General features: G+C 30.4%; 23 protein-coding genes. 8 read left to right on the forward strand and 15 right to left on the reverse strand.

Annotation, left to right across the window (positions count from 1 at the left end):
- Positions 1 to 45 precede the first annotated feature (45 nt).
- The 3 genes from KFE69_09405 to KFE69_09415 are packed head-to-tail and all read right to left on the reverse strand — an operon-like array spanning position 46 to position 2280.
- Positions 46 to 891, reverse strand: a complete 846-nt coding sequence (locus tag KFE69_09405; protein UTW41720.1) for a hydrolase — start codon at positions 889 to 891, stop codon at positions 46 to 48.
- Positions 875 to 1606, reverse strand: coding sequence for a LamB/YcsF family protein (locus KFE69_09410; protein ID UTW41721.1), 732 nt, complete (start codon positions 1604 to 1606; stop codon positions 875 to 877). The genes KFE69_09405 and KFE69_09410 overlap by 17 nt, the downstream gene beginning before the upstream one ends.
- A gap of 35 nt (positions 1607 to 1641) precedes the next feature.
- Complete coding sequence (locus tag KFE69_09415) at positions 1642 to 2280, reverse strand: allophanate hydrolase subunit 1 (protein UTW41722.1); 639 nt, start codon at positions 2278 to 2280, stop codon at positions 1642 to 1644.
- Positions 2281 to 2471: 191 nt separating this feature from the next.
- Here KFE69_09415 and KFE69_09420 point away from each other — a divergent pair, with 191 nt between their 5' ends.
- Positions 2472 to 4013, forward strand: coding sequence for a hypothetical protein (locus tag KFE69_09420; GenBank protein UTW41723.1), 1542 nt, complete (start codon positions 2472 to 2474; stop codon positions 4011 to 4013).
- A 21-nt stretch (positions 4014 to 4034) separates the two neighbouring features.
- Here the strand turns inward: KFE69_09420 and KFE69_09425 are convergent, their stop codons facing one another.
- From KFE69_09425 to KFE69_09450, 6 genes are all read right to left on the reverse strand, one after another.
- A complete protein-coding gene (locus tag KFE69_09425) occupies positions 4035 to 4769 on the reverse strand; it encodes a hypothetical protein (GenBank protein ID UTW41724.1) in 735 nt (244 codons plus the stop codon).
- A gap of 175 nt (positions 4770 to 4944) precedes the next feature.
- Complete coding sequence (rpe, locus tag KFE69_09430; protein ID UTW41725.1) at positions 4945 to 5607, reverse strand: ribulose-phosphate 3-epimerase; 663 nt, start codon at positions 5605 to 5607, stop codon at positions 4945 to 4947.
- 20 nt (positions 5608 to 5627) lie between these two features.
- Positions 5628 to 6962 (reverse strand): UDP-glucose/GDP-mannose dehydrogenase family protein, encoded by a 1335-nt coding sequence (locus KFE69_09435; GenBank protein UTW41726.1) that lies wholly within the window; start codon positions 6960 to 6962, stop codon positions 5628 to 5630.
- A gap of 11 nt (positions 6963 to 6973) precedes the next feature.
- Positions 6974 to 7999, reverse strand: a complete 1026-nt coding sequence (locus KFE69_09440) for a recombination-associated protein RdgC (protein ID UTW41727.1) — start codon at positions 7997 to 7999, stop codon at positions 6974 to 6976.
- 115 nt (positions 8000 to 8114) lie between these two features.
- Positions 8115 to 8771 carry a nucleotidyltransferase family protein gene (locus KFE69_09445; GenBank protein UTW41728.1) on the reverse strand — a complete coding sequence of 219 codons (657 nt, stop codon included), beginning with the start codon at positions 8769 to 8771 and terminating at the stop codon, positions 8115 to 8117.
- A 31-nt stretch (positions 8772 to 8802) separates the two neighbouring features.
- A complete protein-coding gene (locus KFE69_09450) occupies positions 8803 to 9462 on the reverse strand; it encodes a hemolysin III family protein (protein ID UTW41729.1) in 660 nt (219 codons plus the stop codon).
- Positions 9463 to 9566: 104 nt separating this feature from the next.
- Between KFE69_09450 and maf the strand changes: the two genes are divergently transcribed.
- Positions 9567 to 10157, forward strand: a complete 591-nt coding sequence (gene maf / locus KFE69_09455) for a septum formation inhibitor Maf (protein ID UTW41730.1) — start codon at positions 9567 to 9569, stop codon at positions 10155 to 10157.
- Here maf and KFE69_09460 read toward each other — a convergent pair.
- A complete protein-coding gene (locus KFE69_09460; GenBank protein ID UTW41731.1) occupies positions 10125 to 14372 on the reverse strand; it encodes a pentapeptide repeat-containing protein in 4248 nt (1415 codons plus the stop codon). The two genes, maf and KFE69_09460, sit on opposite strands and share 33 nt — an antisense overlap.
- Positions 14373 to 14798: 426 nt before the next feature.
- Here KFE69_09460 and KFE69_09465 point away from each other — a divergent pair, with 426 nt between their 5' ends.
- Entirely contained in the window at positions 14799 to 15080 is a 282-nt protein-coding gene (locus tag KFE69_09465; GenBank protein UTW41732.1) for a peptidylprolyl isomerase, read from the forward strand.
- Positions 15081 to 15167: 87 nt separating this feature from the next.
- A complete protein-coding gene (locus KFE69_09470) occupies positions 15168 to 16259 on the forward strand; it encodes an acyltransferase (protein UTW41733.1) in 1092 nt (363 codons plus the stop codon).
- Positions 16260 to 16271: 12 nt separating this feature from the next.
- Here the strand turns inward: KFE69_09470 and KFE69_09475 are convergent, their stop codons facing one another.
- Complete coding sequence (locus KFE69_09475) at positions 16272 to 16679, reverse strand: type II toxin-antitoxin system VapC family toxin (GenBank protein ID UTW44050.1); 408 nt, start codon at positions 16677 to 16679, stop codon at positions 16272 to 16274.
- Complete coding sequence (locus KFE69_09480; protein ID UTW41734.1) at positions 16679 to 16912, reverse strand: AbrB/MazE/SpoVT family DNA-binding domain-containing protein; 234 nt, start codon at positions 16910 to 16912, stop codon at positions 16679 to 16681. The genes KFE69_09475 and KFE69_09480 overlap by 1 nt, the downstream gene beginning before the upstream one ends.
- Before the next feature lie 107 nt (positions 16913 to 17019).
- Here KFE69_09480 and KFE69_09485 point away from each other — a divergent pair, with 107 nt between their 5' ends.
- The gene (locus KFE69_09485) at positions 17020 to 18198 is read left to right on the forward strand and encodes a S1/P1 nuclease (protein UTW41735.1); all 1179 of its coding nucleotides are present in this window, start codon (positions 17020 to 17022) and stop codon (positions 18196 to 18198) included.
- A gap of 16 nt (positions 18199 to 18214) precedes the next feature.
- Here KFE69_09485 and KFE69_09490 read toward each other — a convergent pair whose 3' ends face one another.
- The 3 genes from KFE69_09490 to hemH all read right to left on the reverse strand — a co-directional run bounded on the left by KFE69_09490 (position 18215) and on the right by hemH (position 22154).
- On the reverse strand, positions 18215 to 19426 hold the full coding sequence (locus KFE69_09490) for an MFS transporter (GenBank protein UTW41736.1): 1212 nt from the start codon (positions 19424 to 19426) through the stop codon (positions 18215 to 18217).
- A gap of 151 nt (positions 19427 to 19577) precedes the next feature.
- Entirely contained in the window at positions 19578 to 20894 is a 1317-nt protein-coding gene (locus KFE69_09495) for a hypothetical protein (GenBank protein UTW41737.1), read from the reverse strand.
- Between the two features lie 294 nt (positions 20895 to 21188).
- Positions 21189 to 22154, reverse strand: a complete 966-nt coding sequence (hemH, locus tag KFE69_09500; protein ID UTW41738.1) for a ferrochelatase — start codon at positions 22152 to 22154, stop codon at positions 21189 to 21191.
- A gap of 127 nt (positions 22155 to 22281) precedes the next feature.
- Between hemH and leuS the strand changes: the two genes are divergently transcribed.
- Genes leuS through holA form a run of 3 tightly spaced genes read left to right on the forward strand, consistent with a single transcriptional unit; the run spans position 22282 to position 26292 of the window.
- Positions 22282 to 24732, forward strand: coding sequence for a leucine--tRNA ligase (leuS, locus tag KFE69_09505; protein ID UTW41739.1), 2451 nt, complete (start codon positions 22282 to 22284; stop codon positions 24730 to 24732).
- A 1-nt stretch (position 24733) separates the two neighbouring features.
- The gene (locus KFE69_09510) at positions 24734 to 25303 is read left to right on the forward strand and encodes a hypothetical protein (protein ID UTW41740.1); all 570 of its coding nucleotides are present in this window, start codon (positions 24734 to 24736) and stop codon (positions 25301 to 25303) included.
- On the forward strand, positions 25300 to 26292 hold the full coding sequence (gene holA, locus KFE69_09515; GenBank protein ID UTW41741.1) for a DNA polymerase III subunit delta: 993 nt from the start codon (positions 25300 to 25302) through the stop codon (positions 26290 to 26292). Before KFE69_09510 ends, holA begins: the two co-directional genes overlap by 4 nt.
- Positions 26293 to 26342 lie beyond the last annotated feature (50 nt).

Consider the following 26342-nt stretch of genomic DNA (forward strand, 5'->3'; position numbering starts at 1 on the left):
TAGTTATTTATGTTGAATAAAATTAATGTAATCCTAGGCATTAATTTAAGTATTAATAAAAAATGCTTTAAATGCCTTTAAATCAGCTTCCTTTTTATTTTTTAACGCTAAAGCTTGATCAAGCATTACTTCTTCAAACTGTATATTTTGCCCAGGCACAAATTGAGCCAGCATATCAATATCAGCGCTAATTACATTGTAAATTCTAGGATAACCACCCGTACACTGGCGGTGACGTAATAAAATAATTGGTCCATCTTGAGTTAATTGAATTGTACCATCAGAAACTGCTTCTGATATCATTGATTTGACTTGATATTTTAATTTGTTAGCATTCTCAAGTCGTAATCCCATATTATCTGAGTGTAATGAAATCTGCCAACTAGCTGTAAAAAAATCATTTTGATTTTTAAGAATATCTAACTCTGGGGCTGGTATAACTCTAATTGGTTGATTAAATTTATACCAGTGAAACCATTGAGAAAAATCACCTCTTTTTAAACCAATTCTTTCTCTATTTTGATCTGATAATGATGAAACTGCCAAATAACTTCTAAAGCCGTATTGTTTTTTTTTAAGAACTAACTGGCTATGTCTAGGCGCATAAATGACAGTTGCATGAGGTACATGAGTCGACTTACTATTATACATTAACTCTGCATCTTCAAAAGCAGCCCCTGTAAGTACAAAAATAGAATCTTGAGTAAATTCAAATTTAGGAGGGTAGACGATTTCTATCACCTGATTACAATTAGGCTCACCTAGTAAAATTTTTGCCTCTTGATAAGATAATTGATCTAACGCTCCTTTAGGTGATATGCCAAAAGCCTGATATCCATAATTTGGAACCAATGCTTCAAAGCATAAGCCTTGTTCAGATATTTTCAGCATGAGAATCTAGTGCTTTAATACGATAGATTAACTGTAATGCAATCGGTGAGTCTGAGTGAATACATACCGTATCAGCTCGTATTAAACGACGTTCCGAAACTAATTTATTCGTTTGATTTATATCATATGTTTTAACATAACCAGCTAGAATATCTTCATATTGAGCCAATGCTTCTTCAGGATCATCGATGCAAGCATAAGGCCTATCACGAGGAACTAGAGCTAGTTGATCATCTATCATGCAGTAACGACGTTCGATAAATGCTTCATAAAGGCATTTAATATCCAATCTTGTGCAAGCTGAAGCAAGTAAACTTCCTTCGGGTACTAATACCTGCTCTATACCTTTTGTACTTAACCACCTAGCTAAAAATAAAGCAAGTTTAAGGTTGGTATTTACCTTATGGTATAAGGCACCATGAAATTTAACTCGCCTAATAAAAGGAAACATTGTTAATTGTTCATCCAAACTTAAAGCAAGTTCCTGATTAGAGATCTGCATTTCTTTACGGCCAAAATTAGCTTCATCAGGATAAGATAAATGTGCCGTTACCATAAGTCCACGTCGCCTTGCTTCATGGGAAAAATAAGAGACACTAGTTTCATCTCCAGCATGCCCCCCACAAGCAATATTGACAATATCTACATATTGTAATAACTCCTGGTCGACTGGATTGGTCTCTCCACGCTCACCAATATCACAATTAATTAACATATAAATTCCTTTTTCATTTTTGTTTTAAAATTATTTTAAATTTCTTTAAACTTAAGTGTATCACCAGGTTTTAAACTTTCAAATAAATCAAAATCAGTTAATCCAATTATATTCCAACCACCAGGTGATGATTGAGAATAGATTCCTGTTTGCATACCCGCTAATGCAACACTTCCTTTACTTACTCTAACTCTTGCCCGTTTACGCCTTGGAATCTCTAACTTAGGATTTAAGCCTATCAAATAAGGAAAAAAAGGAACAAATCCTAACATTGCAATTTGGTATGTAGGCGCTTTATGTAATTTTATTACTTCATTTTCAACTAGCTTTGTATGTTCTGCTACTCGAGTTAAGTCATGGCCACCATAGCTAACATCAATTGTCCATTGATTCGTCTTTGTTAACCACTGCTGTTGTTTATTTTTTAAAGCGAGTTTAATTTGCCTTTCAAGCTCTACAGCTAATTTCAAATAGGTATTTGTATTATTATTTAAAAAATGAAAAGCTAAAGCATTATATGAAGGCACTAAATCGATAATTTGCCATTGTTGCAAAAATGATTCATTTTCAGATATTACATAATAAGCAGTTAAGACTTGATGGCTTAATTCTTTTGAGATTTGATCACCAAAAGAAAAAATAAGGCACTGATCACCGAGTAAATAATAACGCATCTATTTACTTACATTCGTATTTTTTATTATGCACGATTGTAACGGAAACAAAATCATAAATGAATATAAGACATTGTTTAATGATTATATCTTTACCGAAAAATGACGGTAATCAAAAAAATAAATACATGATTAAATAATATTCACAAATAAGTTTAATTTTTTAAAAAATTTTATAGGGAGTTGCAAATATGCCAAATCTAAACTCATACTCTACAGATGGTGTTAATCACTGGGTTGTACCAACTATTAATCATGGTAATGCCCCCACAGGTAAAACATTCGGTCAAAGTTACTATAGTCAAGGTCGTAATGTTTCTTTAGCAAATGTTGAAATAAATAGTGAAAATTTAAAAATTGCTGATAAAAAATATATATTCGAAAAGCAGATTAATTTTTCATGGGAAATAAATCGGAACTCATTTACTGAAACTGAATACTTAAGGTTAAGCGAACAAAACAAAGTTCAAATGCATCGTTTACATGCTATCTTCGATGATACTAGAGGTTTTTATCAACAATTTTATAGCCAAAAGAAATTAGATGATTATGACTACTTTGATAGCTTACAAAAAAACATTCTAAATACTACATTAACTAATATAAATAACGATCCACTATTAGCAAAACAACAACAATATTTTGCTGCAAGAATACTTAATTTTTATGAAGATAATTACCAAGAAACTGATGGCCAATTATCTGATAATGTAAAGTTATTGTTTTTAAAAGAAGCAAAAGTAATTGACAAAAATGCAGTTTCTATACCAGCTGAAATTAATGCTAAAGTAAAACAATATCAGAAAAATGCCAAATATTTAGATCAAATTTACAACCCTGATTTAAATAACCCAGATATTGAGTTTATAGTATCAGAATCTTTAACAAAAATATTATCTAAAAATAAATTTTCACTTGAAGATTTAGCTAATCTAAAAGATCATATTAATCAAACATTTTCAGCATTTTCTGAAAAAACTAGAAATAATATTCATGACATGCTTAAATCAAAACTCCTTCAAGAGGATATCAAACCTGACTATGAATATGATGTTCCATTACTAGCAACCCAATTAACTAAAATTGACTATAAAGATAGCAATATTGAGAACCCTATAGACCTATTTATGAGCAAATTAAACGATATATTAAACATAGCTCAATCAACTAACATCTTAGATCTACTATCTAACACTATCAAAAGCTCTCTAAAAGATGAAAGTCACCCACTACGATTCCTTTGCGAAGAAAAACAATTTATTAGTGGTTCAACTTATACCAGTGATGCCAAACCTTATCAAACTGCATTACGTTTAATTGGTCAAAAAAAAGCTGAAATACAATCCTTTGATACATTAAGTAATCCTGAACTATATAATGACCCAGTTAAATCTATTGATGATAAAAAAGATTTATTTTTAGATAAATTAAAAACATACCTTAATGATAGCAATTTAAATAAAACTGATCTTAGGCATTTACACAATTTTATTTACTCAACAACCGAAAATAAAGACCATCCTTTACGATTTATTTGTGAAAAGACGGGGGTCGTTGCAAGTGCATTAGGCCAGGAGTATGGTGAAACTTCAACATTAAATACTGCCATTAGTATGGTCAAACATCACAAGTCAGAAACAAGTTCTAGCTTAGCGTCTACTCCAAGTAGTTTATTTTACCCTACACATAATTCGACTAAAACTAGTACTGCATCACCTTCAGATCAATTTTAATGATCAATTCATATTCTCAACTTATAAAATATTACAAGTTATTGGTCCACAGCAAAGTGTAGACTCTTTTTCTTTTTCAGCAAATACCATTGGAGTTTCTTCTTGTTTCTTTTTACCAAAGCCACCTTTGGGCACTGGCATTAACATTGGTACTTCTAGGTCTGATGTAAATCCCATAAATGAATTGCTATTCTCTAAATTATGAATTTTTTCTGCAGATTCAGCATCGTAGCGTTTACTCTGATAATTAAAATAAGCTGTACCTATTTCATCAACATCAGGGAAATATTTACTATAATCAAATGGTGTATTATGAATTAAACCTATTGATTTTATCGGTGTTTTTGGACTATCTCTATGATATATTTCACCAAAATCGACTGGAATAACTTGACCATTTATAAGCTTCTTAAAGTTATCTGGTTTAGGGTCTGCCATAAAATAATCCATTCTATATAAGTCAGTGACAGCCTGCTTAACTTCCTCAGCTGACGGCTCATTACCTTCAATCCAAGGCGTATACATTATATCACCTACTGCTTTTGCTTGAACTAACTCTTCCTTTCCAATTGCAGTAAAATATTCATTCCATCTTGATACTTCTTCTTTAATATCGACCATATCCCGCTTACTTGATCTTATTTCTTTTTCAGCATAAATACCATCTTCAAAACCAAGTTCATCTGTTATCCTAACTTGAGATACCATACCAAATTGGCCATTTGCAATATTTGCTTTTAATACTTCACGCGTCATTATTCAACCTCCTAAACAAATGATGGGTTGATTATGAATAATTAAACATGAAATAACCAGATATTTAAAATTACAAACTTAAACTAGCATTATGTTTTATATATTAATCAATTGTAATGGTAAAATACTATCTTATGTTTTAGATTTGATTATTTTGCGATCATAATAAAGTAAATTATAACTGACTTTTTAGTAATCGAATTGCTTCTTTATAATTAGGATGGCTAAAAATTGCATTGCCTGCAACAAATGCATCTGCACCTGCTTGTGCAATGGATTTAATATTATCTGCATTAATACCACCATCAACTTCAAGACGAATAGGTAATTGATTATCATCTATCATTTGACGTACTGTTTTAATTTTCTCTAAAACAGTTGGAATAAAGCTCTGTCCACCAAAACCAGGATTTACCGACATTAGTAATACTCGGTTTAAGCGCTCTAATACATAATTTAATATAGATGGATCCGTTGAAGGATTTAAAACTAACCCAGCTTCAATATCAAATTGACGAATTAGCATTAAACTTCGATCAACATGCTTAGATGCTTCTGGATGAAATACAATACTACTTGCACCTGCTTTAGCAAATCGCTCAATTAAATCATCCACAGGTTCAACCATCAAATGAACGTCCAATGCTATAGTGATACCTTCTTTTCTTAATGCTTCAACAATCATTGGACCAAATGTTAAATTTGGCACATAATGATTATCCATAACATCAACATGAATCCGATCACAACCTGCTTCAATAGCTGCAACTACTTCTTCATAAAGCCTTGCCATATTTGCTGATAATAGTGATGGGCAAATCCAATATTGTTGTTTCATATGATATAACCTATATAGTTTTATGCGCTCTCTTCAAATACACGTCCGATTGAAAGATAATCCATACCTAATTGTTTTAGATAACTTGGATTATACAAATTACGGCCATCAAATATAACTGGAGTATTTAACTTAGATTTAATTAAATTAAAATCTGGTGATCTAAAACATGACCATTCAGTTACAACAACTAAAGCATCTGCATTCTCTAATACTGCCTCTGGTGTTGTATAAAAAGAAATCGGCTTATCAACATAAATTTTCTTAAAGTTATCCATTGCTTCTGGGTCATAAGCTTGAACCGTTGCACCCTTTCGAAAAAGCTTTTCAACTAAATCACGCGATGGCGCTTCTCGAATATCATCTGTGTTTGGTTTAAATGCAAGTCCCCACAAAGCTATATGCTTACCTTCAAGGTCTCCATTAAAGTATTGTTCAATTTTTTCAAATAAAAATTGTTTTTGATCTTCATTTACCTGGTGTACAGCATCTAAGATTCTTGCCTTATATTGGTGATTGTCTGAAGTATACCTTAATGCTTGAACATCTTTTGGAAAACATGAACCACCATAACCACAACCAGGATATATAAAATGATAGCCAATACGTTTATCAGAACCTATACCTAAACGCACTTGTTCAACATCAGCACCAACAGCTTCAGCAATACGACTCATTTCATTCATAAAGCTTATTTTAGTTGCAAGCATTGCATTAGCTGCATATTTTGTTAGCTCTGCCGAACGAACATCCATAAACATCACTTTATCATGATTACGATTAAATGGTTGATATAGTCGCTTCATTACTTCAGTTGCTTTATCAGAGTCGACACCAACAATAACTCTATCTGGATTCATACAGTCATTTACTGCATCACCTTCTTTTAAAAACTCAGGGTTTGAAACAACATGAAATTGAATATCACAATGACGCTTTTGTAATTGTGCATCAATCGCAATCCTAACTTTATCTGCTGTGCCAACAGGTACTGTTGATTTATTAACGATGATTTTTTCATCATTTAAATGCATACCAATTGTTTGAGCAACCTGTAATACATATTGTAAATCCGCTGATCCACCTTCTTCAGGTGGTGTGCCTACAGCAATAAAAATAACTTCTGAATCTTCTATTGCTTGTTTTGCTTCAGTTTGAAATCCAATACGACCTGCTTTAATATTTTTTTGAATGAGCGCCTCTAAGCCAGGCTCAAAAATTGGACACAGTCCATGGTTTAAATCATCAACACGCTTTGAGTCTATATCAATACAAGTAACATGATTTCCCATCTCTGCAAAACAAGTTCCAGTTACTAAGCCAACATAACCTGAACCAAAAATCGTAATTTTCATTGCATTGTTCCCTACTGATTTAAGTCAACATCCACAGTTTTTTCATCACTTAATTGTTGAGGCATTAAATCTTCTACGGTTACACTCTCTGTTGCTTCTTCTTCAGTTTCAGCCTTATCAGATAATGCTTTTACTTTTAATGGCTCATTGGCAAATAATTCGAACATTGCAATTAAAAATTCATGTAAATTCTCTGTCATTATTGTAAAGTCAGCATCAAATTTTTGTGACTCTGTTTCTGTAAAGATATCATTTGCCTGGTCTTGCAGAATCTCTAAAAATTTCACCGAACGGATACTAAAGTCATCTTTAACAACAAAAGCAATTTGATCTTTCCAAGTTAAACCTAACTGAATCACTTCACGGCCATTTTCAATTAACTGTGCAATTTCACCCGATAATAAATTTTGGCGCTGGCAACGAATCGTACCACTATTATCATCAGGGTCTTTTAATACACAATTATCTTCAATAACTAAATCATTTGGATATTGATTTTCAGTTAACCATTTAGTTAATAATAAAGGAATTGTTACAATATCAGGTGTTTGAATTTTAAATGAGCCTAATGCTTTTCTTAATTGCACCGTTAACAATTCTGCTTTTTTCATTGAAGCTGCATCAATCACCAATAGATTAGCCTTTGTATCTATATAGCCATAGATAAATGAATGCTTTGAAAAAGCCTTTGGCAAAAGACTATGATAGATTTCATCTTTCAGTGCATCTTTTTCTTTTTTTCTTACTTTTTTATTTTCCCGTAATTCTATTTCTTCTATTTTTTCATCTAGCATTTCTTTAACTACAGAGGCAGGTACTATTTTTTCCTCTATTTTTAATGCCACCATTAAATAACCATTAGCAGCATGAACTAGTATACCCTCAGTTTGGCCAGAGGGAGAACTCCACCCAAGCGATAAAGCTTCTGAAGAAGGACAAGGTTGGAAACGAAATTCACTAAGTGCTTTCTCAAAGTCTTCTGTTTTTAGTTTAAATGATTCCGTTAATTGAAAAATGATAAGATTTTTGAACCACATTATTTTTATTCCTTAAAATTGACATCTCAAATACTCTTTAAGTAGATGCCAACATCATAAGCGCTTTATGCTTTAATGTTAAGAAAATTTCTTAAGAAGAAAATATTGAGTATTTTTAATTATAAACACTTAACCGTTCTGGTGTACCGATATCAGCCCATACACCATGATAGATTTCAGCTGTAACTTTTTGATTAGTCATTGGTTTTTTCCATATATCAGGTAATCTTACATTACAACCTGAGTAATATCCCTCAAACAAGCTCTGATGATATAAACCAATCCCTGAAAAAGTATATGTTTTTGAATTCAATTTTGTAGTCGGTATATTATTATCTACTGAGAAATCACCTTTTAGATGATGCGGTGGATTCTCAACTAATATCAAGTGAGCTTGACGCGTATTGTTTAATGTAAATTGAAGCAATTGGCTATAGTCATAATCTGTTACAATATCCGCATTAACCACAATAAACGTCTCTGATAAAAAAGCTAAAGCTCGACAAATACCACCCCCAGTCTCTAGTGGCTCCACTTCACAAGAATAGACGATTTTAACACCCCAACGATCACCAAAACCAATGGCTTTAATAATCTGATTTCCAAGGTAAGCAACGTTAATTATAATCTCACTAACACCTGATTTTACTAGGCGATCAATTTGTGCTTCTAATAGACTTTTACCTCTGACAGATAATAATGGTTTTGGCATATCTTCAGTTAAATGCCTCATTCTTCGACCGCGACCTGCAGCTAAAATCATTGCCTTCATTCGTTAAACGATTTCCTTTAATTTTTTAATTTTAATGCTTCATACCAGCAATGTATAAATACACAGCCAAAACATGACATACTGTACCTGCCAATACAAATAAATGCCACAATGCATGTGCATATTTTATCTGTTCATCCAACATATAAAAAATCGTGCCAGATGTATAAATTACACCACCTAATAATATCAGCATTAAAGCACCTAAAGGTAAAGCTTCAATTACCTGTACAATAAAGCCTAATGCAGTCCATCCCATCATGATATAAATAAATGTTGATAACCACCCCGAATGAAAAAAAATTAATTTATAAGCAAAACCTAAAACAACCAACCCCCATAAAATACCAAAAATAATCCAACTATATGGATTTTTAACCATAATTAAGGCAACTGGTGTATAAGTCCCTGCAATTAATAAATAAATGCTTAAGTGATCGAGTGCTCTAAAGAAACGTTTTGCTTTACCGTCACTTAGCATGTGATAAAGGCTGCTTGAAGCATAAAGGATGATAATACTTACTGCAAATATAACACAGCTGACAACATTAACGGCTAGGCCTGAACCACAGGCTTTTATAACTAAAAAAATTAAAGCGACCACACCAAATAATACACCAACAAAATGTGTTAACGTATTCATTCGTTCTTCTGACTTTGAAAAAATCACATCATAGTGTGAGTGTGACATTGGTCTTTAAATTTCCATTATCTTTACCCATATCTATAATTATTGTTCAAAATGCTGTTATAATAAATAATCTTTAGCAAATAATTTATTATTAAATATAAAATATGCAAAAACTCCAAATAATACTTGCTTCATCATCCCCTTATCGCAAAGCATTACTTGAGAAATTACAACTACCCTTTTCTTGCCTATCCCCAGATATAGATGAAAGTGCGTTAATTGATGAATCACCCCCACAATTAGTCAAACGTTTAGCTCAATTAAAAGCTGAAAAAGTCTCTCAAATAGTAAAAGCACCAAAAATCATTATTGCATCAGATCAAGTTGCAACATTTAACAATCAAATTTTAGGCAAACCCCATAATAAAGAAAACGCTATAAAACAATTAACAAGCTTTAGTGATCAATGTGTTACCTTTTATACCAGTTTATGTGTTCTTAATACCAAAACAAAACAAGTTGAGACATTCATAGAGCCATTTAAAGTGTATTTTAGAAACTTAACACTAACAGAAATTACTCATTATGTTGAAAAAGAAAAACCACTCAACTGTGCTGGCAGTTTCAAATCTGAGGGTTTAGGAATAACGCTTTTTAAAAAACTTGAAGGCAATGACCCAAATACTTTAATTGGCCTACCTTTAATTCGACTGTGTGAGGTTTTAAGAAAGATGGGGATTGGGGTTTTGGGTTGATAATAACTGCGCATTAGGCGTAATCTCAGCACCGTACACAATTAAAGGAGAATTTGTTGAGCTATTCGATTTCATAACCTTTGATTTCAAATCGGTTATAACCTTTCCTTTTAATTGAACTGTTGTATTATCAATCAGTTTAGCTAGTTGATTATTTTCCCCTATTTTAATATTTGGAGGATTGCCAACATCTATCACAAACTGCTTGTTATTCTCTAGCTTTGCTTGATCAGCTAAACAGTTTAAAAATTCATTTCTTATTTTATCAAAACTTTTTAATCCATTTATTGATTCAAAATAAAAAGATTTATTAAATATTGCCATTAATTGATTTACAAAAATTATTTGATCATTTGGATTAACTAATGTTCCCTTAAATAAACTTACTTTTTTACCTAAAAGTAAATCTTCTATCTTACTTGCATCTAAAAACTGCTCTTTTGTAAATGGCGTTTCCTTTATCATCAAAAGAAACTGTTCTAATTCATTTTGGCTTAACTTACCTCTTTCTATGACTTGATTTACCGTACTAAATAAAATATTAATTATATTCTTTGATAATTGTTCCATATTACTTTTAATATCTTTTAACTCATTAGTATAATCGCTTTCTAAAATTGCTGATAAATATACTAAATCCTCATAATCTAAGCTATCAACAAATGAATTAACTTTACTAGAATCAGAGCAGAAAAGAGCATCAAAATACCTAAATATGCTACCAAATTTTACATCAACATCTTTAAGATCATTAACAAATGTTTTTATCTCACTAACACTATCTAAAGATCTTAACTCATTTTTACGACCACGCTTATCTTTAGCTAATTGATGAATATCAATTATTTTCCTATTTTCATAAATATTTTTAATGATTGTTTTTTCATTTCCATTAAGATTTAAATTAGAAATATTTTCATATGTATTCTGCTCAAATAACCTAAATGCTTTATGTAGAAACCCATAACAAGCTTGGAGTTCATTTTTTTGATTTTGTTGATTATTATTATATTTTTTTAATTCTAATTCAGTAGCTTTTTTCCTTATTTCAATCTTAATTAAATTTAATATCTGTTCACCCTCATGTGATTGATCTGTAGTTTTGAATGTTTTACTAAAACTATTAAATAGACGCCATTTAACATCATTTTGATTACTTTTCCCACCTTCTTTATTTTTCCACTCTTGTTGTAGCTTTGCTTGGACTTCCACACAGTCATCTAATGTGCTTAATTTAGATACATTTTCTTTAATCCATTGTAGAGCTTCTTTCCTCATATCTTCTGAATTAATAACCTTATTATCTTTGACAAACTTTTGTAAAGCATTTTGTAGCCCTTGTAAAAATTGATCTGCAGATAATTGTTGAATTGACAAAGATAAAGAAGATAAACTACTTTGACTTGAACGCATAAATAAATTTTTAATACTACTATCCGGGTTTTTATTAATCCTGTTACCATTATTCCTCATAACAAATAAATTATTTGCCTGTTGACTGTCTCCTTTTAGTTCTTTAAGTTGAAATGGTTCATTGATCTCTATATCAGTTAATGTAACATTTTCATCTATATCTAACCTATCAAATCTAATATCATTAAACTCAATAGACTTAAAGCTGCAATCTTTGATAAATGTATTCTCTTCAAATTTACTATCAATAAAATTACAACTGACAAAATCTTGACTAAATTTCGTATTATTAAAATTACAAGACTCAAAGGTAGAATTTTTTATTTGTTTATCATTTGAACTTTCAAACGTACAATTTTCAAATGTACATTTTTTAAATACTGCATTATTACAGTCTAAGTTTTTAAACCTAACATTAACAAACGTTATACCCTCTAAAACTGTCGTTCGATCAATTTCTCCATTTTCAAAAACACAATCAGATATTTGTGCTCCATTTAAATTTACCCGTTTTAAATTTTTGGGTAATCCAGCATCTTTACCGCCATTAAAAATATGATTTTCTAAAGAAAAATGACTTTCTTCTGAAGCTTGATTAATTATATTTTCTAATTTATAGTTTACAAATAGTGGTAACTTTGTATTTTCATCTACAATAACATCATTAAAATTAGCATTCTCTAATTGACAGCTTTTATCAATTTCAACACCTTTTAAATCTTTAGGTATTTGAATACTACTTAATGAAACATCACTAATGTTGCCAACAAATTTTGCTTTTGATAAATCACAACCATCTAGCTTTAGTGGAAAAACTGTTTCAAACCAAACGCCGCTAGCATTATTATTTTCTATTTTTAATAAATACTGCTCAATAGTAGACAAATATAAGTCATTATTTAAGTCAATAGGATAAAATGAAAAATGTTTATTCCATGCTGAAATAACCTTGTCTTTGTCCTTATTTTTTAACTTAGAAATGATTGTACTACTTTGTACTACATCAAGATCTAATGCTTCTTTGAATTGATTTATTTTTCTCTTCAATTCTTCTACTGAAACTGAACCAAATGTAGCACCATTAAAATTGGCTTTTGAAAAATCGTAAGGTTCATTATTTTCATATATCATTTGATTTAAATTGACCAACCTTAAATCACAGTTTTTAAAATCAATTATAAAATCATTAGGTACTTTAATTTTTTCATTACTATTAATTAATAAAAAATGAATAAATTTAGATATATTACTTTCAACTTCATCTTTCAACTTATTAATATTATCCAAAGCTATGTTTAATTTTTCATAAGACTCAATCACTTGATCATCATCACCTTTATTTATGTTACTTAATAGCTTATTAATAAATTCAATTTGTTGATTAATTTCATTGTTTTTACTTTCTAAAACTGATTTAAAATGATTTAAAATGCTTTTATTTAAATAGTGACTATCATCAGATTGTAGATTTGTCAAACTCTGAATATAATTTTGATATAGATAATCTTTGCTATTATCTATTATATTTTTAATATCATATTGTTTAAAATATTCTCTTATGTTTTTTGCAATTTCTTTTTGTTTAAGCCCTTTTTTTTTCTGAAAATAATTTATTTTTTCATTAATATATTCATTAGGATTACTGTTAATTTTATTTTTTTGCTCTTCTATTATCTTAAGATTCTTATCAATTCCATCAGATGCTTGTTTAATTAACTTGATATTTTTCCCATGATTTGTAATTTCATTGTTTAAAGAATCGATATTTAATGCATTAATTTGATTTATAGCATCACTATTATCTTGTTTAAAGTTTGCTTGATTTTTCTCCAATGTTGCTTTTTTATTTTGTATTTCATTTAATAAACCTTCCAAGCTATTTATATCTAAATAATGATTTAATTTATCATTTAAACTTTTATTAAGTTGAGCATCATCAATGATGTTTGATTTTAATATGTTGTTTTTTATTCCATCCTTTAGCATATTCTCATATTTAAAAAAACTTTCTTGAATGCCAATTTGACCTAAATATCGCAATAATATTTTACGACTATCAGACATCCTAAAAAATGACTCTCTCTTTTTTATTTCATGATATATAGCAAATAATGCCTTACTTAAATCATTAATATCTGATTTTGACCAATCAACGCGATTCCATGCTGCAAATTTTTCTGAAATCAGTTTATCCGCATTTTCTTCTGACATATGGTCTTTATTTATCAGATGTTTTCTATAGTCAGCTTTCGTTTTGTTAATAATCTCATTTAATACGGAATAATATTTTAAATTAGGTAACAGATTATTTTTTTCTTTTTCTAAATCTTCTATTTTACCTATAATTGATTTTCTACTTTCTTCCAAATCGGCAATTGACTGTGATATTGACTGATACTCTTCAGCAAATTTAACTAAATGATTAATCTTATTATTATTCTCAGCGATAAATATATTTTCTAATGCTTCTCTTAAAGTTATAAAGCTTTTAATTTGAACATCATTATCTAAAGCTTGTGGGTTAGCTTCAGCATAATCAAATAATTCAATTATTCTATTTTTTATATTACCTATGTTTTCATTTAATGTTGTTAGTTCATTTTCTAAATTTTCATTTTCTTTAGAGCTAGATTTAATGATTGAATCATTTAAAATTAGTTCATTTTTTACAGACTGATTAATCCTCTGTTCTAGCAAACCAGATAATCTTTTTACTTCTCTTTGAATTGATTCAATATCTTTTTTTCTGTTTTCTGTCTCTTGTCTAACATTTTTTAACAATTCATTTACAATAAACTTCATACCCCTACCCCAAATTTAAGTTATGCCAAATAATTAAATAAATTTACAACTTACATTAATAAATACAAATTAATAATAGAATTTTAAAAACTTCCCCTCCCAAAAATTAAATTTAAAATAATAGCATTACATAACCAATCTCTCAGTAATAAAACTAGCTGTCAACTAAATAAGTACGTATAACTATAAAATAATTCAAAATAATTAGCATATATTTATATGTTTTATCTAATTAAAACAAAAATTAATAATAAATTATATTTCAAAATAATAATATAGCCTAATTAATTGGTTAACACTTTTGTAAATGTCAAAATTAATACCCATTTAAATCTTTTAAAAGCATAAATCATGTTTACTTTGTATCTTCAATAAAACTACGTTATAGTAATGGACTTTGAAATAAAATTAAGAGGATTAGAGACCATGACAACTGCAAGTGCACGTCATATTTTAGTTGAAACTGAAGCACAATGTAATGACTTAAAAGGTCAAATTGAAAATGGTGCGGTTACTTTTGAAGAAGCTGCTAAAGCACATTCACTTTGCCCTTCTGGCCAACGTGGTGGAGAGTTAGGTTCTTTCAGCCAAGGTCAAATGGTTCCTGAATTTGATCAAGTTGTCTTTAATGAAGAAGTTGGTAAAGTTCACGGCCCTGTTAAAACTCAGTTTGGCTATCATTTAGTTGAAATTACTGAGCGCAGCTAATCAATCTAATCATGCTATTTTATCTGTAAATAGCAATTAAAATTATCAAGGCGCGATAAAGTTGCGCCTATACAAATGTATATAATCATGGACGATAAAAAACGATATCATTATTTAGATAATATTAAATGGGTATTAGCCATCTTGGTGATTATTCATCACTCTGCTAGCGCTGCTGGATTAGACCCTATCGGCTTTAACTTACCTAAAGTCATTAAATCTAACCAATGGCAATATGATGTTTTAAGCAATTTACAAGGGATTAATCAATCATTTTTTATGAGTTTATTCTTTTTTATCTCAGCTTATTTCATTTATCCATCACTAATTAAAAAAGGCAATATACACTTTATTTTAGATAAACTAAAACGTCTTGGTATTCCTGTTTTAATCACTGTCTTTATTATTACACCAATTGTTGCTTATCTAGGACCACTACATGCTAGTTATCTTTATGTGTTAAAGTTTTATGGTAATTTACTAAAAACTGCGAATATGCAGCTTGGTGTAACATGGTTCTGCTGGGCATTAATTGTATTTAATATTTTTTTCCTTATTGCTCACAAGTTATTTTCATCCAATAAAGAAAAGCATTATCAGCAAAAACCGATACCCAATGTACTGGTAATCATATTATTAACAGTCATTATAATTGTATTTAATGCTATTGGGTTATACCTACAAAATCTATTAGGCGAAAACTTTTTGGGTCTTCATGATTTAAAATACTTTCCCATGTACATCTTGATGTTTTATCTGGGTATTAAGGCATATCAATACCAATGGCTTGATCAGATTAATTTTAAACATGCGTTTGTAGGTATTCTAATGTGGTTATTTGCCTATGCATTTCTTTTAAAAATTTTATCAGGTTATGGCTTTAATGGTTATGTTCTAATTAGAGGATTTACTGTTATTGGTCTATGCTTATTTTTAATTTATGCATTTAAAGCACTCTTTAATAATACAAATAAATTTACCAGGATACTTTCCCGTTCAAGTTATGCTGCTTATGTTATTCAAGTGATTCCTTTAGTAATATTCACTAGTATTTTAAGATTATTTATGACTGAAACACCATTAGCTAATTTTATTATTATTGCTATTCCATCTGTGGTTTTCTCATTTATTTTAGGCTATCTTATTTGTAAGTTGCCTGTTTTGAAGCGAATATTTTGAACTTTTCATAAGTTACGCTTTCTCCACCCAATTATATAATGCCAAACCATCAACTCGAGAAAATTCTTCCAAATTATTAGTAACTAAAGGCAATTCAAGACTTTTTGCATGTGCTGCTATCAATAAGTCATTTGCACCAATTAGCTTACCTTTTTTTTCTAAGCTAGTTCTAATTAAACCATATTCATCAGCTGCGTTTTGATCATACTCAACAATTGATAGAGGTGTTATAAAACTTGCTAATGCCACTATATTCTTTTCAACTTTAATACTTTTATATACACCATAAACCAACTCAGAATAAACAATTGAAGAAATACCAATTTCATTAAATTTATACTCCTTAAATTTATTGAGTACATGAGGTGGCTTTTCATTAATAATATAGATACATATATTGGTATCTAGCATCAGCTTAATCATTTAAACTTTTCTCTCTTTTGGAGCGGTAAATCAATACGTCCTTCAGACATAAAATCTTCAAACTCATCTAAACACTGAAATATTAGATCCCAATCTTGCTCTTCAGGTAACTCTCTAATAATCAAAGCATTTCCAATTTTTTTAATATCAACTTTTGTTGAATCAACATTTAATTTCTTTGGAATTCTAATCGCTTGACTATTACCACTTTTAAATACAGTAGAAATCATTTACATTACCTCTAGTGATACGTATATATAATATAGTATACACAAAAATTCATGTATATACAAATTATGATATACATAATTTAAAATAAATTACCAGGATGTAAAACATGAAAAAAATATTAGTATTTATTTTAACCATCGGATTTTTAAGCAATAATGCAATAGCCTTATGGAGTACTGGCCATGCACTCGTTGCTCAAATTGCAGAAGAACATCTAAATCATGAAACGCTAATAAAAGTTAATCAATTATTAAATATTCAGCCAGATGTACCTGAATTAAATGACTGGAAACAACCGCAGCCTAGCCCTAAAATCTTATATCAAACCTATAATTATATGCAAGGTGCTGCTAGCTGGCCAGATGATCTAAAAAATTATTACTGGCAAGACTTTAGCCAAAAAAATAATTTCTCTGATATGCATTTTATCGGTGTTGATATTAATTTAGCTCAACAAGGCAATCAAACTTATTGCCAAAATACATTAAATAACCAGTACATTGAATCATTTATTCATAAAAATTCTCATAATATTATCAATGCAATAGAAAGTGCAGTTAAGACATTAGCATTAAAAACAACTTCAGATAGTCAAAAAGCGACTGCTTTAAGATATTTAATCCATTTTATGGGTGATTTAGCACAACCTTTACATACCATCAATCCTAAATTAGATGGTATTAATACCTATGGTGGTAATCGTATGATTTTTAATGAAATAAATACCCCAGAGTACAATCAAGTTACAGGGAAAAATCCATTAAATGATTATACCACTTTAGCCATTGATAAATTACATGCCTACTTTGACAGTGATCTTGCTCAGTTTAACCAATTACAAGAAACAATGGATTCAAAATACTCACCTCAAGGTTATGAATTATGGTATCAATATAAAAATGAATACTTAGCCTACTTACATTATCTTGCCTTACAAACTGGACAATATACAGATCAAATTTCACCAAGTATTACCCATTGGGCAAAACAAAGTGCTCAACTTGGCTGTGAAATCTTAATTACTGATCAAGATAGCTTTCATTATCAGGCAAATACAACAAAAAAACTCATTACAATTACCTGGAATCCAAAAACTTTTTCACAATATAATAATAAATTTAATCAACAAATATATTTAAATGGTATGCGCTTAGCCTATTTGCTAGAAGCTATTTATAACCCTGATAGCATAAATCCTATAATTATCAGCTATAGAAAGTTAATTATCAATCCTATCGTCAATAACCCTAATATAGTTACTCTAAGCGAGTTATCTCAACAATAGTTTTGAAACTCTATTATTAGGATTTTAAAATTTTCTTAAGAAAAATATAAGAACAAATTGACAACGTAAATAAAACGATAGATAAAAGAAAATATACCTCTCGTATGCCTAAATGTAATACTAAAAATCCACTAGATAATGTACCTAAAGCAAGTGCTGTATTTTGCATTGTTGATGCCGCACCTGACACTCGCCCCATTTGATGCTCTGGTGTTTCTTTTTTAATTAAATAACCATAAGTAACTAACTGTGTTCCCGTCCCTAGACCAATGACAAATCCAAAAATATAGATAACCCATGATGGCCAGCTTGACTGGTATAAACTAAGGCCTAACACACCACAACCTAAGATAATAAACCCAATAATAAAATAACTACTATAGTTAGTTATATTTTCTTTTCTACTAATTAATACACTAGTTATTACTGCTCCTAATCCATCTAAACCGACAAATATACCTAATGCTTCAGGTTCATTCGGTAGTACATGATGAATGAATATTGTTAACTGTGCTTGCCTAATTAATGAGCAAAAAAACCATACCATCACAAGTATAACAACAGTTCTTACTAATTGATTTTTCCATACTAACTTTAAACCAGATAGCACATCACTTAGCCAATTTTGAACGACTTCCCCTTGGTCATTTTCATCTGATTTTAATGGTTTATCAAAAGGTAGGCCAAATAATATTAAAGCTGAAATAATAAAGCTCACTGCATTAATTGCCAAACAACTTCTAGCTGAAGCAATAACCATTACTAATGCACCCAACATAGGACCAATTACCTTACACATTTGAAAAACAACTGTGGTATAACTTGAAGCTTTTAATAACTGCTCTTGAGAAACAACATGTTTAATATATGCTTGTTGAGCTGGTACATTAAAACAAACTACAGAAGCCCTAACAAAAATTAATACTAAAGCAAAAAGAATACTATTACTAAAATAAAGCCCTATTGTTAAAAATCCTGCAATTAAATCGGTTATAATCATCATATTACGTTTACTGACTTTATCGGTTAAAACCCCAGCAAACGGACTTAATATAATTGAAGGTAAAAAATAAAATAAAATCATTAATCCTAATAATACAGGTGATGCATGCCACTCGATAACAAAAATGATTTGTAAGGCAAAAATATCAAACCAATCACCAATATTACCAATTGTAAATGAGACAAAAAAACGACTAAATTGATGGTTTTTCCAAATATTATTCACTCTATAGCCTATCAATATTCACTAATACATAGCTTTATAGCTAAGAAATTTTACCCTATAACATAAACATAAACATAAAATGCTATATAAAAAAGGGATGATAGTGCGAAATTTAGATTTAAAGTTTTAGCAGATGGATACGTCCTAGGTCTTACATAGCTATTTCTTGAGATTGATCATTCAACTGGTCACTTTGAATTTTTAGAAATGGTAATACACTGTCAGCTTTATAACATCTATTAATATAAAGATTGAAAGACTTATTAACCTCAATATATGAATGCATACTTGAAGCAACAATAAATGATGCAGCAGCTTCCATAAATGCCTTCCCTTGTTCTGAGTGAGGTGAAATATTTAATACATCCATAACTTTACAATACATATTTGCCATACCTGAAACACCTGCAATATAAGGTAATTTTTCATCTCTGCATTTAACTACAAATGGATTATTTGAACTAGCACTTACTTTTCGGTAATCAACATCTCTCTTCCAAGGAATAAAAATATCCTCTTCAAATATATCTTTATCCTCAATTGTTCCAGAGTTACCTATTCTATCTAAGCTTACTTGTGCACTTTGATGTTTTTGTTTATTATCTTTATAAGCTTTTGTTCCATGAATAACATGACTATAAATGTTATTTATTTTATCTATATTACCACCAGAAAACCCTGTAGCTACCATCCATATCATTGAAAGTTTTGCAACATAATTTGATTCATCATCATTTTCTAAATAAGATAATAAACTTTTCATAGATTTAATTCCTAGTTCATTAAGATTGACCGATGGATATGCGCCTTTTTTGGAAACATTAAGTTTTTTAAATTTATTAAATAAAGTTCGCTTTTGACCCTGGTTAAAATTAATTTTGATAAATTCAACTAAACCTTTAGATACTTGATGTACTACACGTTTTGTTTCTTCACTTTTAATTACTTCATGAGCTTCTTGATCTCCTTTTTTCATTTTTTCCTTAATACTATTACCTGAGCTATAAGGAAATTTTAAGCTAACTTCTTGAGAAGGTAGAATTTTGCTTAAGATATTTTGACCAGAATCTTCAATCGCATATTTATTACTATCTATCATATGGGCAAGCGAACCAGTTTTATTTGTTATAAAAAACCAATTTACTTTAGAACCATCACCACTATAGTGTTTAGACAAGACCATACATATTTTGATATATCTATTCACTTTTTTACGATTCATTACATCTAAGTCTTTCAGCTCCTGTTTGTAGCGACTTATCGACGCTTGATTTAATGTTCCTTTATTAATTCGTTTTTGAATTCTTATTGCAATATCATTTAACTTACTTAAAATCGCATGATTACCATTAGCTAGTTGATTTTTTAAATCAATACCTCGATTGACTAAAATTTTCTTTTGTTTTTTATCATATCGATTACCTGAATAGCTAGTGAAAAAGTTAGACTGAGAAATATACTTTGGCATAACACAACTCCCATAGTTCCGTAATAAGCTTTAAAGTTAAGATAAATTTACATTTCAAGATAAAACGCAAAACATCGCATAACAAATATATAATAATCAGATAAAACAATCAAACATAACGTAGAGCTTCATTTACATAGAATGTAACAAAATTATCCTGTTTATGAGCAAATATAAAAAAATCAAATATAATAAAATATTCACAAGCTGTTGATTTATAAAATGAAGCACTTAGAAGAAATTTACAATTTATTTTATAAAAATCAGTATTGTTTTTTTAACACTACAAATTAATCAACTTATTAAATCCACCATCATACGAATATGATTATCTGTATCATTTAAACAAGGGATATATTCAAAAGACTCGCCACCTGAAGCTAAAAAGCTTTCACGCCCTGCAATATTAATTTCTTCTAATGTTTCTAAGCAGTCACAGGCAAATGCAGGTGATATTACTTGTACGGACTTAACGCCATCTTTTGGTAATTGAATGAGTGTTTTATCAAAATAAGGTTGTAACCATTCTAATGGCCCAACTCGAGACTGAAAACACATCATATATTGATCGTTAGTTAAATTTAATCGCTTAACAACACTTTGGGTGGTTTCATAACAAGCTTTTTGATAAGGATCTCCCTTTTCACAATAAATTTTTGGTAAACCATGATATGAAAATATTAATTTTTCCGCACGAGCATTTTTCTGTTGAAAGACCTCAATTGATCTAACCAATGCATCAATATATAACGAATGAGTGTGATAACCTGAAATAAATCTAAATGATGGCAAACTGCGCTTTTTTTCAAACACTTGATTAATATTATCAAAAACTGAAGCAATAGTTGTTGCGGAATTTTGTGGGTATAATGGCAAAATAACAATATTTGAAATTTGTTTAGTTTCAAATGCATTAAATGCTTTTCTTATTGAAGGATTTCCATAACGCATTGCAATTTCAACATGATACTTATCACCTAAAGCTTGTTGTAATTGATGTTTTTGCTTTTCTGTATAATAGAGTAATGGTGACTTACCCTCTTTCCAAACCGATTGATATAACTTAGAAACCTTTTTTGGCCTAACATTTAGAATAATAATATTAAGAATCATTTTCCATAAAATGCTTTGATTGTTAATCACTCGTTTATCTGATAAAAAAGGTTTTAAATAACGTTTAACCGCATTAGGCGTTGGCGCATCTGGGGTACCTAAATTAACGAGTAAAACACCTTGCTTATTTAATCCATTATTCTGCATTTTATGCTAAAATCTCTTTGTTTTGTTATGTTGATATCAAAATAACGCTAGTCAACCATCATGGTCTGTTTTAAGATAGGTTGCAAGTAAAAGAAATGAATTTTTTAAATGCTAACGGTAGAGCTTAATGTCAGAATATAACTTTAAACTGATTGAACAAAATGCCAGAGACTACTGGCAAAATAATAAAACTTTTGAAGTCAAAGAAGATCATACAAAAGAAAAGTATTATTGCTTATCAATGTTACCTTATCCAAGTGGTTCACTACATATGGGCCATGTCCGTAACTATAGCCTAAGCGATGTTATTACTAGATATCAAATGATGTTAGGTAAAAATGTTTTACATACAATGGGTTGGGATGCTTTTGGCCTACCTGCTGAAAACGCTGCCATTAAGCATAAAAAACCTGCAGCCCAATGGACTTATAATAATATTAAACAAATGAAAACTCAGCTTAAATCACTTGGGTTTGGCTATGATTGGTCAAGAGAGATTGCTACATGCCATCCAGAATATTATCGCTGGGAACAATGGTTTTTTATCAAGCTTTATGAAAAAGGCTTAGTTTATCGTAAAAATTCTGTTGTTAACTGGGACCCAGTTGATCAAACTGTCTTAGCAAATGAACAAGTCATTGATGGTCGAGGCTGGCGCTCAGGCGCTTTAATTGAGAAAAAAGAAATTCCACAGTGGTTTATTAAAATTACTGATTACACTGATGAATTACTTAAAGATATGGATCAGTTAGATGGTTGGCCAGAAGCTGTTAAAATTATGCAAACCAATTGGATTGGTAAATCCAAAGGTTTAAATATCACATTTGATATTAAAGATCATAATGAACAGATTGAAGTTTTTACTACAAGACCTGATACACTTTTTGGCGTTAGTTATCTTGCCATTGCGCCTGAACATCCAATTGCCATTGAGGCTTCAAAAAATAGTCCTGAAATTATGCAGTTTCGTGAAAATTGTCGTCATATGTCAACCATGGAAGCTGATCAAGCAACAATTGAAAAGAAAGGTATTGATACAGGTATTAAAGCAATTCATCCATTATCCGGGAAAGAAATTCCAATCTGGATTGCTAACTTTGTCTTAATGGGCTATGGCACAGGTGCAGTTATGTCAGTACCTGCACATGATCAGCGTGACTGGGAGTTTGCTCAAAGCTATTACTTGCCAATTAAACCAGTTATCCATTATGAAGATAAGCATGAACATAATTTCAATCAGTCAGCATTAACTGATTATGGTATTTTAGAAAACTCTGGTGAATTTGATGGTTTAAATTTTGATGAAGCTTATCAAGCAATCAAGCTGAAACTAGAAGAAAATAATCATGGTAGTGAGACGATTAATTATCGCTTACATGATTGGGGCATCTCACGCCAGCGCTACTGGGGTTGTCCTATCCCTATGGTTCATTGCCAAAATTGTGGTATTGTGCCTGAAAAAGAAGAAAATTTACCTGTTGTACTACCTGAAGATGTAACCTTAACTAAAGCTGGTTCACCATTAAAATCAATTGATAGCTTCTATCATACCACATGTCCTAGCTGTGGCAGTCAAGCTTATCGTGAGACAGATACTTTTGATACATTTATGGAATCTTCTTGGTATTACGCACGTTATACTTGCCCACATGCAAATCAAATGCTGGATAATGAAGCCAATTACTGGTTGCCGGTTGATCAATATGTCGGTGGCGTTGAGCATGCCATTCTACATTTGCTTTATGCACGTTTTTTCCATAAAGCGATGCGTGATATGGGATTAGTTACAAGTGATGAACCTTTTAAAAATTTATTAACACAAGGTATGGTTTTAAAAGATGGCGCTAAAATGTCAAAATCAAAAGGTAATACCGTTGACCCTCAAGCATTAATTGACCAGTACGGTGTTGATACTGCCAGATTATTTAGTTTATTCGCAGCTCCACCTGAGCAATCGCTTGAATGGTCTGATCAAGGCGTAGAAGGCGCACACCGATTTTTGAAAAAGCTATATAGCTTTAGTGAACAACATCAAACCATGCTTAAAAATTTAAATCAACAGTCTGTTGACTCATCATGGCACAAACAGTTATCTAAAGATGATAAAGCCATTCGTTATGAAATTCACAGCACATTAAAACAAGCTACTTTTGATATGTCACGTAATCAGTTTAATACTGTCGTTTCAGCCGCAATGAAAATCTTAAATGCTTTATTAAAAGTTGAAAATGAATATTTAATTTATGAAGGGCTAAGTATTCTATTGCGCTTACTATCTCCAATTACACCACATATGACTCATCACTTATGGCAAATAAATAACTTTGGTGAAAATATATTAAATGCTGCATGGCCAAAACCAGACTCAAATGCATTAATTACAGATGAAATGACCTTAATTGTGCAAGTAAACGGCAAAGTCAGAGCTAAAATTACCGTTGATGCACAAATGGATAAAGAACAAGTAGAAGCCATTGCCCTATCACAAGAAAATGTGATGCGCTTTACTTCTGAAAAGCCCATTCATAAAGTCGTCTATGTCCCTAAAAAACTTGTTAATATTGTTGTTGGAGCATAAAATGCAATTAACTTTAAATAAACGCCTTTGGCTAAAATGCCTACTTATTGTTATTGCTGCTATAACAATTTATGGTTGCGGTTTTCATTTGCGTGGATTAAATCTGAATATCCCTGAACCAATGAAACAACTTTATATTCAAAATGATACCAATGACTATCAGTTTGTTGCAGCACTAAAACCTTTACTAAATTCATATAAAATTAACGTTGTTAACAATCCTAAAAACGCAACAGCAACTTTAGTTATTTTAAAAGTGCAGACATCTAACACAATGCAAAGTGTCACTGGTAACTTATCAGCTGGTCAATACCTTGTTACTTATGATGTTACCTATAAAGTAGTTGATGCTAAAGATCGTACTTTATTATCAGAACGAATTAGTTCAGCAAGTGCTACTTACTCTAGTAATGCAACACAACAACTTGCTGCTAATAACCAAGTCGATCAATTAAAGGCACAATTAAGCAAACAAGTTGCCAGTGATGTTGTTAGCTCATTTACACAAATAACCCCAGTTGATACAACTGATGATAATATTATTATTCCAGATGACACTGACAAGTCATGAAAATTAACTTTAAAGGATTAAAGCAACACCTTAAGGCACAAAATCATTTTATCTATTTAGTTTTTGGCGATGAGCCTTGGCAAAAAGAGCAAAGTTTAGAAATGCTTAAACAGCATTTTAAAACTTTAGAATTTAATGATATTGAACGCCATAATTTTGACAAAACGCTAGATAGTGAATGGTTTTATCGAGCTTATGATAACCTTTCTTTATTTAGTGATAAGACACTAATGATAATACGCTTTGATCATATCCCTGATGAAAAGTCCAAAAAAATACTTGCTGAATTTGCTCAAACTCATAACAACCAAGATAGTCAAACTGCATTAATTTTACTTTTACCTCAACTTAACACACAACAACAAAAGCAAAAATGGTTTAAATCAATTGATGAGAATGGCGTTATATTACCCATATGGAATCTTAATCGCTATCAAATGAGCCAATTGATTCATCAATTAAGTCATGAAAAACAAATCAAATTAACTGATACGGCTTGTGAAAAACTCATTGAGTATACTGAAGGTAATCTTCCAGCAACAGCACAAACATTAGAAAAACTTGCAATTACACATACTGACCAAAGCGTTACAGAAGATGATATCAATGAAATTATCTCAACTGTTAGCCATTATGATGTTTATGCACTTAGTGAAGCATTTTTAAACTATGATTTAAAAAAAGCAATTCTAATTATCAATCAACTACAACATGCTGGTACTGAACTTGTATTATTACTATGGATACTAAGTCAGGATATCCGTTTATTACTACAATTTAAGCAAGCTAAAAGCCACATAGAATTAAATGATTTATTTCAAAAGCATCGCATTTGGAAAACACGCCAAGCCATGTATAATAAAGCACTAAGGCATTATAAAGCTGAAACACTTAAAACCAAATTATCTTTATGTGCTAAAGTAGACTACCTAGTTAAATCCTATCAAACTGAGCTTGCTTGGCAGCATTTAGTTCAAATAATTATATAAAATACTAAAATAACCTGAGTTCGAAAATAGAAAGTAGCTTAACCATCAAA

The organism is bacterium SCSIO 12844 (assembly GCA_024397935.1).
Taxonomy (GTDB): domain Bacteria; phylum Pseudomonadota; class Gammaproteobacteria; order Francisellales; family Francisellaceae; genus M0027.

Coding starts and splice junctions, on each gene's coding strand:
- KFE69_09435 (UTW41726.1), bottom strand. CDS start 6,962: ATGAAAATTACGATTTTTGGTTCAGGTTATGTTGGCTTAGTAACTGGA.
- KFE69_09425 (UTW41724.1), bottom strand. CDS start 4,769: ATGACGCGTGAAGTATTAAAAGCAAATATTGCAAATGGCCAATTTGGT.
- KFE69_09470 (UTW41733.1), top strand. CDS start 15,168: ATGGACGATAAAAAACGATATCATTATTTAGATAATATTAAATGGGTA.
- KFE69_09510 (UTW41740.1), top strand. CDS start 24,734: ATGCAATTAACTTTAAATAAACGCCTTTGGCTAAAATGCCTACTTATT.
- holA (UTW41741.1), top strand. CDS start 25,300: ATGAAAATTAACTTTAAAGGATTAAAGCAACACCTTAAGGCACAAAAT.
- KFE69_09420 (UTW41723.1), top strand. CDS start 2,472: ATGCCAAATCTAAACTCATACTCTACAGATGGTGTTAATCACTGGGTT.
- KFE69_09450 (UTW41729.1), bottom strand. CDS start 9,462: ATGTCACACTCACACTATGATGTGATTTTTTCAAAGTCAGAAGAACGA.
- KFE69_09440 (UTW41727.1), bottom strand. CDS start 7,999: ATGTGGTTCAAAAATCTTATCATTTTTCAATTAACGGAATCATTTAAA.
- KFE69_09465 (UTW41732.1), top strand. CDS start 14,799: ATGACAACTGCAAGTGCACGTCATATTTTAGTTGAAACTGAAGCACAA.
- KFE69_09445 (UTW41728.1), bottom strand. CDS start 8,771: ATGAAGGCAATGATTTTAGCTGCAGGTCGCGGTCGAAGAATGAGGCAT.
- KFE69_09415 (UTW41722.1), bottom strand. CDS start 2,280: ATGCGTTATTATTTACTCGGTGATCAGTGCCTTATTTTTTCTTTTGGT.
- rpe (UTW41725.1), bottom strand. CDS start 5,607: ATGAAACAACAATATTGGATTTGCCCATCACTATTATCAGCAAATATG.
- KFE69_09480 (UTW41734.1), bottom strand. CDS start 16,912: ATGATTTCTACTGTATTTAAAAGTGGTAATAGTCAAGCGATTAGAATT.
- maf (UTW41730.1), top strand. CDS start 9,567: ATGCAAAAACTCCAAATAATACTTGCTTCATCATCCCCTTATCGCAAA.
- hemH (UTW41738.1), bottom strand. CDS start 22,154: ATGCAGAATAATGGATTAAATAAGCAAGGTGTTTTACTCGTTAATTTA.
- KFE69_09495 (UTW41737.1), bottom strand. CDS start 20,894: ATGCCAAAGTATATTTCTCAGTCTAACTTTTTCACTAGCTATTCAGGT.
- KFE69_09460 (UTW41731.1), bottom strand. CDS start 14,372: ATGAAGTTTATTGTAAATGAATTGTTAAAAAATGTTAGACAAGAGACA.
- KFE69_09485 (UTW41735.1), top strand. CDS start 17,020: ATGAAAAAAATATTAGTATTTATTTTAACCATCGGATTTTTAAGCAAT.
- KFE69_09410 (UTW41721.1), bottom strand. CDS start 1,606: ATGTTAATTAATTGTGATATTGGTGAGCGTGGAGAGACCAATCCAGTC.
- leuS (UTW41739.1), top strand. CDS start 22,282: ATGTCAGAATATAACTTTAAACTGATTGAACAAAATGCCAGAGACTAC.
- KFE69_09405 (UTW41720.1), bottom strand. CDS start 891: ATGCTGAAAATATCTGAACAAGGCTTATGCTTTGAAGCATTGGTTCCA.